We start from the raw sequence: 14,387 nt of genomic DNA on the forward strand, positions 1-14,387 counted from the left end.
TTATATCTGTTTGATATTGAGCATTAAAGCCTTTGTTAACAATATTTGGTAGATATTATTAGTTGCACCATTTGAGTGATAAAGTGTAAGTAAAAAGGGTGTTTATACTTACAGATCATTTTTGATAATATGTTTCCTCGTATATATTTGCATTCGGAAAATATTCGTACTGTGGTGTAGTCGAATTAGTTTACAACTAAGAGATGCAATTTTGCCGTGATCACTTTCATATCTATTTGTAACGGGATAGATATCGTTAAATGGCAGTATCATAGTCGATATTTTACGAGAACAATAAAATCAAATATTTAAGTCTATGAGAAAACAATTGTTAATTTGGGCCTTCTTGGTCTTGGTTACGATACAGTCTGCTTTTGCACAGACTCGTGTTATAACAGGTAATGTTATAGCAAGTAAAGATCAACAACCAATTCCAGGGGCATCTGTTGTTGTCACTTCAACGACAGTTGGTACTGTAACTGATTTTGATGGAAACTTCTCTTTAAAAGTTCCTTCTGATGCTTCTAATATCACTGTGAGTTTCATGGGAATGAAATCACAAGTCGTTTCACTAACTGAGCAAAAAAACTATAGCGTTGTTCTAGCAGAAGATAATATTGCGATGGATGAGGTTGTCATCACAGCTCTCGGTATATCAAGAGATAAAAAGGCACTAGGTTATTCCGTACAGAATGTTGGTGGTGATGATTTAACTCAAACGAAACAGAGCAATGTTGTATCTGCGCTTTCAGGTAAAGTGTCTGGAGTACAAGTCTCAGGATCTTCTGGATCAATGGGTGGTTCTAGTCGTATTTTGATACGTGGTGCTAGTTCTATCACAGGTAACAACCAACCTCTTTTCGTTGTAGATGGTGTCCCTATTGATAATTCAGACTTCAATGGTTCAGAAGCTGCACGAGGTGCTGGTGGATATGATTATGGTAATATGGCTCAGGATATTAATCCTGAAGATATTGAAACAATGTCTGTACTGAAAGGACCTTCTGCTGCTGCACTATATGGTTCACGTGCTGCTAATGGTGTGATCATGATTACTACAAAGAAAGGTTCAAAGGGAAATAAAGGTATCGGTGTAAGTGTGAGCACTGGTGTTTCTATTGAGAAAGTGAATCGTCTTCCTGATTACCAAACATCTTATGGTGGTGGTATTGGTGGTTTTGAAGAAGTAACTTTCAATGGTCAATCTTATGATGCTGTGAGTTATAATATTGATGAGAGCTGGGGACCTAAATACGATCCTAACAAACAAGTCCTTCATTGGGATGCATTCAATCAAAATGATCCATCTACATACTTAAAGACACGTCCTTGGATAGCGCCAGAGCATGATGTGGAAGATTTCTTCGATACAGGAGTGACATACAATAACTCTGTTTCTCTTTCGGGATCTGACGATAAAGGTTCATTTAGAATGTCTATATCAAGTGTGAATACCGATGGATATATGCCAAACTCTAATCTTGATAAATATACTGTTAGCTTTAATGGTTCTCGTAAATTGTCCGATAAATTTACCGTTAACGCTGGGGTGTCATATGTAAACACTGCTGCATTAGGACGTCCTGAAACGGGCTATGGTGACAATAATGTCATGGTGAAGTTTACCCAGTGGGGACAGCGCCAGTTGGATATGGAGCATTTGAAGAACTATAAGAATCCAGATGGAACTCAAAATAGTTGGAATAGAACTTCTGCATATGATGGAACACCTGCTTATTCGAACAATCCATATTGGACACGTTACGAGAATTATACGGAAGATGAAAGAAACCGTTATATCGGAAATATTGGATTGACTTATGATGTTACAAGTGATCTAAAGGCAAGTCTAAAAACTTACCATGATTCCTACACTTTCCGTAATAGTCAACGTTCTGCTATTGGTTCACAAGAGACTTCTGGTTATTCAGAGCAAGTACGTCAATCTGTGGAGAATAATTATGAATTCATGTTGAACTATAATAAGCAATTGACTGATGACCTTAGTTTAACAGCAATGGCTGGGGGAAACATACGTAAGAATAACTATTATTCTAACTATGCAACCACTCAGGGGGGACTTGTTCTGCCTGATCTATATACAACTACGAACTCAAAAGATCCTTCTAAGGTTACCGACTATGAGGAGCATAAGTTAGTTTATAGTGCTTATGGTAACTTTAGTTTAGGATATAAGAATACATACTACTTTGATGCCACATTCCGTAACGATTGGTCTTCTACTTTACCTGAAGCTCATCGTTCGTTTTTCTATCCATCATTTACAGGTAGTCTTGTTCTTTCTGAATTAAATGGACTGAAAGATTTATCTTGGTTCTCTTTTGGTAAGATACGTGCTGGATGGGCCATGGTAGGTAATGATACAGACCCTTACTCTTTGAAAGAAACTTTTACAAACTATCAGCCTAATTTTGATGGTACTCCACGTTACAGTACTCCGAATACTCTGCCTAATGAGAATCTGAAGCCAGAGACTACTTATTCATGGGAAATTGGAGCGGAACTGAAGTTCTTCAAAAACCGTTTGGGAGTCGACGCGACTTACTACTCTAATCGTACAGAGGATCTTATTACCAATGTGGCATTATCAGGATCTACAGGTTACCTGTACAAAACGATGAATGCGGGAGTCATGAGTAATAAAGGTATTGAGTTAATGTTAACTGGTACACCTGTTCAAACACGTGATTTTTCATGGGATATTGCAGTGAACTTTGCAAAGAACAGCAACAAATTAGTTGAGTTAACAGATGGAATTGATAACTACCAAATGGCTAGAGCTCCTTTCAATGTGACAGTAAATGCGTTCGTTGGAGAGTCTTATGGTGCAATAATGGGTAGAAACTATGTCTACGACGATGCAGGAAACAAAGTCATTGGAACCAATGGTCGTTATCTAAAAACTGATTCACCAGAAGTACTAGGTACTGTACTTCCTGATTTCAATATGGGACTTAACAACTCTTTCAGCTACAAAAACTTTACGTTTACTGCTTTGATTGATATTCAACAAGGTGGTAGCTACTTCTCTACTTCAAATATGTGGGGAATGTATTCAGGGATGATCCAAGAATCTGTATATCACAATGGTGTGGATATTCGAGAGAATGGAATTGTTTTAGATGGTGTATACGGAAGAGTCGATGGTAATGGAAATGTAGTACATACCGATGCTGCTGGGGATGTCTCAGGAAATGCTGTGGACAATGAGACTAATATCTCTGCTCAGCGCTATGCTTCAGACTTCTATTCTGGACCTGATGCTCAAAGTGTTTTTGATGCTTCGTATATCAAATTACGTGAAGTTACATTTGGTTATACTTTCCCAAGTCGTCTTACAGGACCAATAAGAAACCTAAATATTTCATTGTATGGACGAAATCTTGCTGTTTGGGGATTGGATAATCCTGATTTTGATCCAGAATCGGCTGTAACTTCTTCAGGAAACGTACAAGGAATTGAAGGTGGTGCATTACCTTCTACAGCAAACTATGGTGTTAACCTGAAATTTAGCTTCTAATTATTGAGATTTCATCTCAAGAGAAGTAAAAATCCAAAAACCATTGATAATGATTAGAAAGATAAAATATACAGCTTTCGCAGCCGCATTGTTTTTTGCTAGCTGTACAGAGAAGTTGACAGAGACAAATGAGAATCCGAATAGTCCAGTGACTGTTCCTACTACCACCTTATTGATCAATGCTCAATATCGCTTGGTAGATGATATTAGAGATCAGTGGTATTCTGGTCGTATGGCTTTGGTTTGGTCACAATATTGGGCACAAGCTAATTATACCGAAGAAGATCGATACCAATATCGTGAAAATTCAAATTCAAGTTCGTGGAAGGTCATCTACACGGATTTGATGGATTTGAAGACTATTGCGGATCTAAATACAGATCCTGCAACTAAGGACATGATGTCGGCTTATGGGAATAATAACAACCAAATTGCCGTAGCGCGTATCCTTAAATCATGGACTTTTATGTTGCTTACTGAGACTTATGGCCCCATCCCTTATGAGTCTTACGGAAATGATAATCCTTCATTTCAAGCACTAAAAGCAAAGGAAAATATTCTAAATCCAGTGTATGCTGACCCAAAAGATGTTTACACAGATATCCTTAAAGAATTACGTGAAGCTGCTGATATGATTGACGTATCTGAAGTTGCTTTTACTGAAGGGGATCGTATTTTTGGTGGCGACGCTTCAAAGTGGAAGAAGCTAGCAAATTCTCTTATTCTTAGAGGGGCATTGCGTATTAAAGCTGCGGTTCCTGAGATTGCAAATCTTGCAATAACAGCAGCACTACATAGTGGGATTATGGACAGTGATACTGATAATGCACTATTCCGTGGCGAAGCAACAGCGGCCAATGCATCACCTTTCTATAAAGCATTTGCAGTGGATAACCGAACTGATTTTACTGTAGCTAAACCATTCGTAGATCTTCTGAAAGCAAATGTAGGTCCATTCGCCTCTATTGATCCACGTCTATACTACTTTGCTGCACCTTTTGATGCAACAGCAACAGCTTCTGCTGGACCTGCAATTTCCAAAGGCGATTATTTACCAAAAGCTTCGGATATTCTAGGGACTGGGAAATATAATCCAGATAATTATATTGGCATGCCTTATGGTTTGGAAAGTGAGTATGCTTCTAAAATTGGAGCGACTAAGGTCTCCCTTCCAAATATGCCAATGCAAGCTACTTTTGGTAACCCTTTTATGGATTATGCAGAAGTCTGTTTTATTCAGTCAGAGTTAAATGGTTGGAATCAAGAATGGTATGAGAAAGGTGTTCGTGCATCCATGATAAGATGGGGTGTGAATGCTGCAAGTATTGATACTTATATGGCAACATTGCCTGCTGCTTCTGAGGAGACTGTATTGACACAGAAGTATATAGCCCTTTATATGCAGCCATATAATGCGTGGGCTGAGTATCGTAGAACAGGATATCCTAAAACGCTAGTAAAACCTGGTGATGTATCATTTGTTGATACGGACGGAATCATAAGTAAAGATGATGCAGGTAAGGAGTATGTATTCACTACGTTGGTAAGTGATGTGACAGATGACCTTCCAAGTCGTGTTAAATTTGCTAATGATGAACCGCTATTAAACCCAAGTGGTTATGATTCAGGTGTAGTAGAACTTGGAGGTAGTGATAAGATGAGCACCAAACTTTGGTGGGATGTGAACTAGAAATTTTCATAGATTTACATAGTGTTGAGAGATAATGTTCTTTGTGAACATTATCTCTTTTTTTGTGCTTATTGTTTAAAGATTGTAGGTTTTTAGTTGTTTATTATGTCAATTTATGTGATTATAATCAAAGTTAATATAAATTTAATATAGTGGTTGTATATGTATAACTATGTGTACTTTTATTAATATATAATAGCTTGATTATCAAGTTTTATTATTATGATGTGCATGTGTCTTTTGATATAGTATTATTTGTATGATCTGTGTGTGATTATGTAAGTATATGGTGTCGTGTTATTGCATAATGTAATTAAACTGTTGTAAAACACATATATTTGTACTCTATGGCATAACATAAAATGTCATATATTTTATTCTGTTTGTATTATTTGTCATTTGTGAATTAAATAATGGACTACAGAGTAAAACACAAAAATCAAATATTTATATAAGTCTATGAGAAAGCAATTACTAATCCTTGTAACATTACTATTGTGTAGTGTGCAAGTTTCATTAGCACAGACCAGAGTTATTACTGGGGTGGTGCGATCTGCATCAGATAACTCTGTAATCCCAGGGGCATCTGTTGTTGTAACTTCAACAACTGTTGGTACTGTAACTGATTTTGATGGTGCCTTTAAACTTAAAATTCCAGAAGGTGCTCCATCTTTGACGATAAGTTTCATTGGAATGAAAAAGATAGTTCTTCCTTTGACCGACAAAATTGTTTATGATGTCACTCTAGAAGAGGATCATGTTGCTGTGGGTGAAGTAGTAGTTGCTGCCTTAGGAATCTCAAGAGAGAAAAAATCTTTGGGTTATTCAGTTCAAAATGTTAGTGGTGATGAATTGAACCAAACCAAACAGAGTAATGTTGTTTCTGCTCTTTCTGGAAAAGTATCAGGAGTACAAGTGTCAGGTTCTTCAGGATCTATGGGAGGATCAAGTCGTATTCTTATTCGTGGTGCAAGTTCTGTTACAGGTAATAACCAACCTTTATTTGTTGTGGATGGGGTTCCAATCGATAATTCTAATTTCAACTCGTCAACGGCTGAGCGTGGTGCTGGAGGATATGACTATGGTAATATGGCTCAAGATATCAATCCAGAGGATATTGCGACGATGTCTGTTCTTAAAGGCCCATCAGCTGCAGCACTATATGGATCTCGTGCTGCTAACGGTGTGATCATGATCACTACCAAGAAGGGCAGTAAAGGAAATGGAATTGGAATATCTGTAAGTTCAGGTGTTGCTTTTGAGAGAGTTAATCGTCTGCCTCAATATCAAACTAGTTATGGTGGTGGTAATGGTTCTTTTGAGCAAGAAGAGATCAATGGACAGAAATATAATGTAGCAGCTTATAAAGTAGATGAAAGTTGGGGACCTAAATACGATCCAACCTTACAAGTACTACACTGGGATGCCTTTTTAAATGGCGATAAAGACTTAAAAACACGTCCTTGGGTAGCTCCTGCAAATGATGTGGAAAAATTCTTTGACACTGGTGTTACTTATAACAACTCTGTCTCTTTTGCTGGTGGTAATGAAAAAAGCAAGTTTAGAATGTCAATATCTAGTGTTAATACAGATGGATATATCCCAAACTCAAACTTAGATAAGTATACTATTAGCTTTAATGGTTCAACTGCATTAACAGATAAATTAAAAGTTACAGCAGGTGTGTCATATGTAAATACTGCAGCATTAGGTCGTCCTGAAACTGGGTATGGTGATAATAATATTATGGTGAAGTTTTCTCAATGGGGTCAGCGTCAGGTAGACATGGATCGTTTGAAGAACTACAAGAATGATGATGGTACACAGAATACTTGGAATAGAACCTCTTCAAGTAATTCTGCTCCTAAATATCATGATAATCCATATTGGACAAGATATCAGAACTATTCAGAGGATGAGCGTGCTAGATATATGGGTAATGTAGGTCTTACTTATGACTTTAATAAATCGTTGAAAGCAAGTGTAAAAACATATCATGACTCATATGTGTTCCGTAGTTCTGAACGTGTTGCTGTTGGTTCCCAAAAGACTTCAAGTTATGCAGAGCGCGTAAGACAATCAAACGAGAATAACTTTGAAGGAATGTTGAATTTTAATAAGAATGTTACTGATGATATTAGTGTTGCTGCCATGGTTGGTGGAAATATTAGAAAAAATGCATATCATTATAATTATGTATCTACTAAAGGTGGATTGAACCTGCCAAATCTTTACGTTGTATCAAACTCGAAGGATCCTGTTGAAACTATAGATAAATATACATCAATGAGACCAATTGAGAAAAAATTAGTTTATAGTGCATATGGAAGTTTAGGCTTAGGTTTCAAAAATACCTATTATCTTGATGCAACTTTCCGTAATGATTGGTCATCCACTCTTCCAATTGAGAATCGCTCATTTTTCTACCCTTCATTTACAGGAAGTGTTGTTATCTCGGAGCTATCAGCTCTTAAAGATCTTCCATGGTTTACTTTCGGTAAAGTTCGAGCTGGATGGGCGATGGTAGGTAATGACACTAGTCCATATTCACTACAGGAGACTTATACAAATTATCAACCAAATTTTGGAGGTGTTGCTCGTTATAGTACGCCAAACACACTTCCTACTGCAACATTAAAACCAGAGATTACTAAATCATGGGAAATCGGTGCTGAATTGAAGTTCTTTAATAACCGTATAGGAATTGATGCTACATACTATTCGAATCGTACAGAAGATTTGATTACAAGTGTTGCAGTATCTCCAGCAAGTGGTTATCTATATAACAAGATGAATGCAGGGGTAATGACCAACAAGGGCTTTGAAATCATGTTTACTGCTACTCCAATCCAGACATCTGATTTCTCTTGGGATCTGTCTTTGAACTTTGCGAAGAACAACAACAAATTAGTAGAACTTGCTGAAGGTATCGACAACTATAAAATGGCGAATGCGCCGTTTGAAGTTACTGTAAATGCATTTGTAGGTGAGACTTACGGTGCAATTATGGGAACAAATTTTGTATTCGATAATGCTGGTAATAAAATTGTTTCTACTAAAGGTGAATATTTGAAGTCCGAAACAGCTGAAGTATTGGGTACTGTGCTTCCTGATTATAATCTTGGTCTTAACAACTCATTTAGATACAAAAACTTAACTGTAACTGCTCTTATCGATGTGCAAAAAGGTGGAAGTTACTTCTCTACGACAAACATGTGGGGAATGTATACAGGTATGTTAGAAGGATCTGTACACCAAAATGGCGTTGATATTCGTGAGAAGGGTATCGTCATTGATGGAGTATATGGTAAAATAGGAGATGATGGTAATGTAGTATATACAGATAAAGATGGCAATACCTCTGCATCTCCGATAGCGAATACAAAGAACCTTAAAGGGGAAGATTATTCAAGGGGTTATTATACTGGGCCTAATGCACAAAATGTGTTCGATGCTTCTTATATCAAGCTACGTGAAGTAACTGTGGGGTATACTATTCCTGGAAGATATACTGGTCCAATAAAGAATGTGAATATATCATTGTATGGTCGTAACCTTGCTGTTTGGGGATTAAGCAATGAGTCATTTGACCCAGAATCTGCAGTAACTTCATCGGGAAATGTACAAGGTATAGAAGGTGGAGCACTTCCTTCAACAGCAACTTTTGGAGTGAACCTAAAACTTAAGTTCTAATCACAATAAGAATTTAGGTCAAATAAACTATTAATAGCATTATCATGAAAAGGATATTATATACTGCATTTGCAGCCCTATTTTTACTAACAAGTTGTTCTGATTTGTTGACTGAGACAAACGTGAATCCAAATGAACCAACATATGTTCCTACTTCATCATTGCTAACCAACGCACAATTTCGTTTGGTTGATGATATTAGAGATGAATGGTATTCAGGACGTATGGCATTAACTTGGATCCAATATTTTGCACAGACAAGTTATACACAAGAGAGTCGCTACCAATATAGAAAGAACTCTAACTCATCTGCATGGAAATTAATTTATGCTGACCTAGGTGATCTGCAGGCAATTATTGATTTAAATACAAATCCAAAAACCAAGGTGCAAGCTGCATCTAATGGACCAAATGTAAGTCAAATTGCAGTTGCTAGAGTGTTGAAGTCATGGACTTTTATGTTGCTAACTGAAACATATGGTCCTATTCCTTACCATTCTGTAGGTGTTGATAATCCTAATTTCCAAGCATTACAGTTAAAACAAGGTATTGTTTCACCTGCGTTTGCTGACTCAAAAGAGATATATCTTGATATCTTAAAAGAGTTGAGAGCTGCTGCAGATGATCTTGCAAAGAATGAGGGTGATAAAGCATTCATTTTAGGGGATCAAATGTTTAATGGTGACGCAACCAAATGGAAACGTTTTGCGAACTCTCTAATACTTCGTGGAGCAACACGTATTAGTGCGGTTTATCCTGCAGAATCAAAAGATGCGATGGATAAAGCGATTGCTTCTGGTGTTATGAAAAGCAATGCCGACAATGCAATGTTTAAAGGAGAGAAGACAACAGCGAATGCTTCACCATTCTATCAAGCATTTGCAGGAAAGAATAGAGAAGATTTTGCCGTTGCTAATTCATTCGTTGATCTACTTAAAGGGGAGAGTGGTCCTTTCGGTACTGTAGATCCTCGTCTATATTATTATGCTTCTCCAGTTGGAGCTTCAGCTTTGGCTGCAACGGGACTAAATATCTGTAAGGGAGACTATGTTCCTAAAGCTTCTGATAAGTTGGGTGAGGGCTCTTTTGCTCCCAAAAACTATATTGGAATGCCTTATGGTATTGAGAGCAAGTATGCTAATAAGATTAAGGATAAATCACTTCCTAACATGCCAATATTAGCAGAATTTAGTAATCCATTAATGGACTATGCTGAAGTTTGTTTCTTACTCTCTGAAAGAGATGGATGGAATAAGGATCAGTATGAAAAAGGGGTACGTGCTTCGATGGAGAGATGGGGAGTACAAATAGGTGCTATTGATGCGTATATGAAAACGCTTAAGCCTGCAACAGAAGAGAATGTATTAACACAAAAATATATTGCGTTATATATGCAACCACATAATGCATGGGCTGAGTACAGAAGAACAGGATTTCCTAAAACATTGTTGATGCCTGGGGATGTTACATTTGTAGATAAGGCAGGTATTCTGAATAAAAAGGATGATAAAACATTGGGTAAAGAGTATAAGTTTACCTCTCTTATAGATGAACTTACTACTACTTTACCATCAAGAATAGGATACTCTATTGATTCACCTTTGTTGAATAAAAAAGAATATCAAAAAGCTTTATTGCTTTTGGAAGGTAAAGACAATATGGCCACTAAACTTTGGTGGGCTAAGAAGTAAACTACTCTCATAGATTTACATAGTGTTGAGGGGATAGTGTTCGCAAGAACGTTATCTCCTCTTTTTATGTGACGAAAAAACCTATCAAAATATATACATAAATATATAATCTATTGATAATCAGGTATGCTTTGTTAGGCTAGATTCTGAGATGAGCTAAATAATGCTTATTTTAGGGTAAGAAACTAAGCATTAAATTATTATGAAGAGATACATTACATTTATTGTGCTACTTTCAGTCATCTCTCTCTTTGAAAGTTGCAATCCATTTAATAAGTTCCCTGAAGCTTATCGTGATGATTTACAACAAGCAGTAAGTCAAGCTGGCGATAATGCAATAGAAATTGAAACCGCTTTAGATAAAGTTCCATCAAAGCAAAAAGAAGCGATGGCATATTTGGTTTCCTATATGCCCCAAATGGACCTAGATCAGGTTAAAGCAGACTACCTTTTGAAGAATGTTGATCTTGCTTATCAGGCCAGAAGTAAATATAATTGGGCAAAAGAGATTCCTGATTCTATCTTCTTTAATGATGTGGTTCCTTATGCTTCGATCAATGAACATCGTGATGATTGGCGAAAAGATTTTATGGATCGTTTTTCCAACTTTATTACTCCAGAAATGTCGATGAAAGAGGCGATATATGCTGTCAATAAAAATGCAAAGAAAGAGCTTGGTGTAGCGTATAACACCAATCGTTGGAAACCTGATCAAAGCCCTTATGAATCGATGCAACAGAGTCGTGCTACATGTACTGGTTTGTCTGTATTACTTATTGATGCCTTCCGTGCTGTTGGAATACCTGCTCGTTTTGCAGGGACCTACAATTGGTTCGATGATAGAGGCAACCACAGCTGGGTTGAAGTATGGTTAGATGGCCAATGGTATTTTACGGAGTACTATTTCGAAGATCTAGACAAGGCTTGGTTTCTTTCGGATGCAGGAAAAGCCAATCCAAACGAATACAATCATGCTATCTTTGCAACCTCTTGGAAGCCACGAAAAGATCACTTCCCTGCCGTATGGAATGAGAATATCAAATGGATACATGCGGAGAATGTCACAGATAGATATCTTAAAGTATATCAGAAATCTATTGAAGGACAACCACTAAAAGAAGACGAGGTCATGTTGCGTGTTGTACTACTCAAAACAATGGCCTGCTCTGATCAGAGTGACGCTCGTGTTGCTCGTCAAATCGACCTCTACCACAAGGATAAAATCATTAGTTCTGGACAATCTCCAGATGCATACGATGACTTGAACAACTTCCTTAAGTTTAAGGTGAAAAAGAATCAAACGTATACATTTACCTTCCCTGGAACTAACGGAGAACCTCGTTCAACGGAATTTAAAGCTACTGCCGAAAAAGATCAGATGGTACGACTGTATCAATCTGAAGAGTAGTTTTTATTTCATACAAAAAAGGATCCTTATTTTTTGTAAATAAGGATCCTTCTCATGATTGGAGTTATGAACAATCTAGCCTTCTTGTTGAAAACGTATAGCCAAATACGCTAAGTTCGACATGGCTGTTTTTAATGCCTTCTCGTCAATATCGAATTTAGGGGTGTGCAACCCTCCTTTAATGTCTTCTCCTTCTCCTTTTACACCAAAGCGCATAAAACAAACTGGATATTCTAAAGAGTAATAGGCAAAATCTTCACAAGTCATCCTTAGATCCATCGACTCGACACACGCTTCTCCTAACAGCTCCTTGGCATATCCCATGGCCCGTACAGTGGCTTTATCGTCATTGTGAAGTACGGGGTAACCATGTTTAATTTCCAAATCTACAGATGCCCCCATGGCTGCAGCCGTTCCATGAGCAACCTCCGCCATACGTCGCTTCGCTTCGGCTCTCCAAGCTTCGTTCATTGTACGGAATGTACCTGCTACCACCACTTCATTGGGTATGATATTGGTCGCTCCGTCTGCAATCACCTTCCCAAAAGAGAGAACTGTAGGTATCGTAGCAGGAGCATTGCGACTAACAATCTGTTGCATGGATGTCAATATATGGGCTGTCGTAAGTACGGTATCGGTTAGTTTATGTGGAAGTGCACCGTGTCCTCCTTTGCCTTTCACCGTAAAGTGGATCTCATCTCCAGAAGCCATATACATTCCTGGTCTGAAACCAACATGTCCAACCTCCATCTCAGGTAATACATGCTGTCCTAAAATTATATCGGGCTTAAAAGCATCTAATGCACCAGATTCTAACATGAGCTTCGCTCCACCTGGGTGCTCTTCTTCTCCTGGTTGGAAGATAAGAACGATAGTACCAGCAAATTCATCCTCTAACTGTTTTAACATCTTTGCCGCCCCCAGTAGTGCAGCACTATGTGCATCATGACCACAGGCATGCATCACACCACTGTTTGTCGAACAGTATGGCGCATCGCTATCTTCCTTGATTGGAAGTGCATCCATATCTGCACGAAGAGCGATGGTAGGTCCTGTGCCCTTCTTCTTGCCTTCTATATGGCCTACGATTCCAGTCTTAACATATCCAGCGGTGAAAGGTATTTGAAGTTCTGTAAGCTTCTCCTGTATATACTTAGAGGTCTCAAACTCTTCAAACGAGAGCTCTGGGTTTTGGTGAAAGTGTCGTCTAAAGCCAACGACTTCGTCATAAAACGACTCCGCTAATTCATCTATTTGGTGAATAAGGTTTTGCATAGGGTTATCTATCTTTCTATTTTCCAAAAAACATTTTAATTCCAATCAATACAAGGTAGACAGCAAATATTTTTTTCAACATCTTATCTGGTATCGAAACGCTAAATTTCGCACCTATCCAAGCTCCGAGAACAAAAACGATCATAATGATGAAAGCATATTGCCAATTGATGTTACCATGTTTGTGATAGGTGATAGCAGCTAAGATTCCCGTTGGAGGTAGTAGTATCGCGATGCTTGTTCCTTGGGCCATGTGTTGTGACATTCCAAAAAACAGTGCAAGTGCTGGTATCAATACGATTCCCCCTCCAACACCTAATGCTCCACTTACAACTCCAGCTATCAAACCAATCAGTCCGAGTATTACAATATCATTTATTGCCATAATAAGATACAATTTTCTTAGTTAACACTAACCGTAAAACTAACAAAATACTTGGGGGAAAAGATCTTTAATAGTATTGGAAATATGCACTTTGTGCTAATTTATAATCAATAATACTAAGGCATGGTCGATTGTACTATCCATCTCTCATTTCATCTTGTAATCCTTCAGATTAAAGAATAATCAGAAGAAGAGATGACACCTCAATTTCATGATTCAATTGCAGTAAAGTAGTATTTACAACCTTCCGTTAGGGTGAGGTGCTATCTCAAGACATAATTGGAGTGCAATATCAAGACTTAATCCATAGAGAAAGGCTTGTCTTTATAAGCTCCAATTCTCTGTTGGAACATCTTTGCAATATTCTGAGCCCTGACTTTTGCGTGGTCTGCTACTGGACCAAAGAATAGTTCATCCAAAGTAATCAAAAAGAGCTGTACCCATCTCTCAAAATGCTCTTCGGAGATTGGGAGTGTAAGGTGTTTCATTAATGGATTACCGACATAATTGTTTTGATCTAGAAGCATTGATCCCCAGAAGCGATACATCTTCTCTAGATGTTCGGGCCAATTTCCTTGAATCTTCTCATTGAAGATTGGTGCCAAGATTTCGTCTTCGCCTACCTTAGCATAGAAGCTGTCTACCATTAACTTAATGTCAGCTTCGTTGGTGATATCATGTTTCATTATCTATACCTTTTATTA

General features: G+C 37.7%; 8 protein-coding genes. 5 read left to right on the forward strand and 3 right to left on the reverse strand.

Features of this window, described 5'->3' with window-relative positions; genetic code table 11:
- Positions 1-316 precede the first annotated feature (316 nt).
- The 5 genes from K5X82_14420 to K5X82_14440 all read left to right on the forward strand — a co-directional run bounded on the left by K5X82_14420 (position 317) and on the right by K5X82_14440 (position 12,023).
- Positions 317-3,541 (forward strand): SusC/RagA family TonB-linked outer membrane protein, encoded by a 3,225-nt coding sequence (locus tag K5X82_14420; GenBank protein ID QZT36442.1) that lies wholly within the window; start codon positions 317-319, stop codon positions 3,539-3,541.
- A 49-nt stretch (positions 3,542-3,590) separates the two neighbouring features.
- Positions 3,591-5,231 carry a SusD/RagB family nutrient-binding outer membrane lipoprotein gene (locus tag K5X82_14425; protein ID QZT36443.1) on the forward strand — a complete coding sequence of 547 codons (1,641 nt, stop codon included), beginning with the start codon at positions 3,591-3,593 and terminating at the stop codon, positions 5,229-5,231.
- 459 nt (positions 5,232-5,690) lie between these two features.
- Positions 5,691-8,924: a SusC/RagA family TonB-linked outer membrane protein gene (locus tag K5X82_14430; GenBank protein QZT36444.1), complete on the forward strand. Its 3,234-nt coding sequence runs from the start codon at positions 5,691-5,693 to the stop codon at positions 8,922-8,924.
- A gap of 44 nt (positions 8,925-8,968) precedes the next feature.
- Positions 8,969-10,615 (forward strand): SusD/RagB family nutrient-binding outer membrane lipoprotein, encoded by a 1,647-nt coding sequence (locus tag K5X82_14435; protein ID QZT36445.1) that lies wholly within the window; start codon positions 8,969-8,971, stop codon positions 10,613-10,615.
- Positions 10,616-10,817: 202 nt separating this feature from the next.
- Positions 10,818-12,023, forward strand: coding sequence for a transglutaminase-like domain-containing protein (locus K5X82_14440; protein QZT36446.1), 1,206 nt, complete (start codon positions 10,818-10,820; stop codon positions 12,021-12,023).
- Between the two features lie 75 nt (positions 12,024-12,098).
- On the opposite strand, the gene K5X82_14445 is transcribed toward K5X82_14440, so the two are convergent.
- The 3 genes from K5X82_14445 to K5X82_14455 form a co-directional block, all read right to left on the reverse strand.
- Positions 12,099-13,298, reverse strand: coding sequence for an amidohydrolase (locus K5X82_14445; GenBank protein ID QZT36447.1), 1,200 nt, complete (start codon positions 13,296-13,298; stop codon positions 12,099-12,101).
- 16 nt (positions 13,299-13,314) lie between these two features.
- A complete protein-coding gene (locus K5X82_14450; protein ID QZT36448.1) occupies positions 13,315-13,683 on the reverse strand; it encodes a sulfite exporter TauE/SafE family protein in 369 nt (122 codons plus the stop codon).
- Positions 13,684-13,982: 299 nt separating this feature from the next.
- Positions 13,983-14,369: a group III truncated hemoglobin gene (locus K5X82_14455; GenBank protein QZT36449.1), complete on the reverse strand. Its 387-nt coding sequence runs from the start codon at positions 14,367-14,369 to the stop codon at positions 13,983-13,985.
- Between the last annotated feature and the right edge of the window lie 18 nt (positions 14,370-14,387).

The sequence above is a fragment of the Prolixibacteraceae bacterium genome (assembly GCA_019856515.1).
In the GTDB taxonomy this organism is placed as follows: Bacteria; Bacteroidota; Bacteroidia; order Bacteroidales; family Prolixibacteraceae; genus Halosquirtibacter; species Halosquirtibacter xylanolyticus.

Excerpts from the sequence above, each read along its gene's own strand:
- K5X82_14455 (QZT36449.1), bottom strand. The coding sequence starts at position 14,369 with ATGAAACATGATATCACCAACGAAGCTGACATTAAGTTAATGGTAGAC.
- K5X82_14425 (QZT36443.1), top strand. The coding sequence starts at position 3,591 with ATGATTAGAAAGATAAAATATACAGCTTTCGCAGCCGCATTGTTTTTT.
- K5X82_14440 (QZT36446.1), top strand. The coding sequence starts at position 10,818 with ATGAAGAGATACATTACATTTATTGTGCTACTTTCAGTCATCTCTCTC.
- K5X82_14445 (QZT36447.1), bottom strand. The coding sequence starts at position 13,298 with ATGCAAAACCTTATTCACCAAATAGATGAATTAGCGGAGTCGTTTTAT.
- K5X82_14430 (QZT36444.1), top strand. The coding sequence starts at position 5,691 with ATGAGAAAGCAATTACTAATCCTTGTAACATTACTATTGTGTAGTGTG.
- K5X82_14420 (QZT36442.1), top strand. The coding sequence starts at position 317 with ATGAGAAAACAATTGTTAATTTGGGCCTTCTTGGTCTTGGTTACGATA.
- K5X82_14450 (QZT36448.1), bottom strand. The coding sequence starts at position 13,683 with ATGGCAATAAATGATATTGTAATACTCGGACTGATTGGTTTGATAGCT.
- K5X82_14435 (QZT36445.1), top strand. The coding sequence starts at position 8,969 with ATGAAAAGGATATTATATACTGCATTTGCAGCCCTATTTTTACTAACA.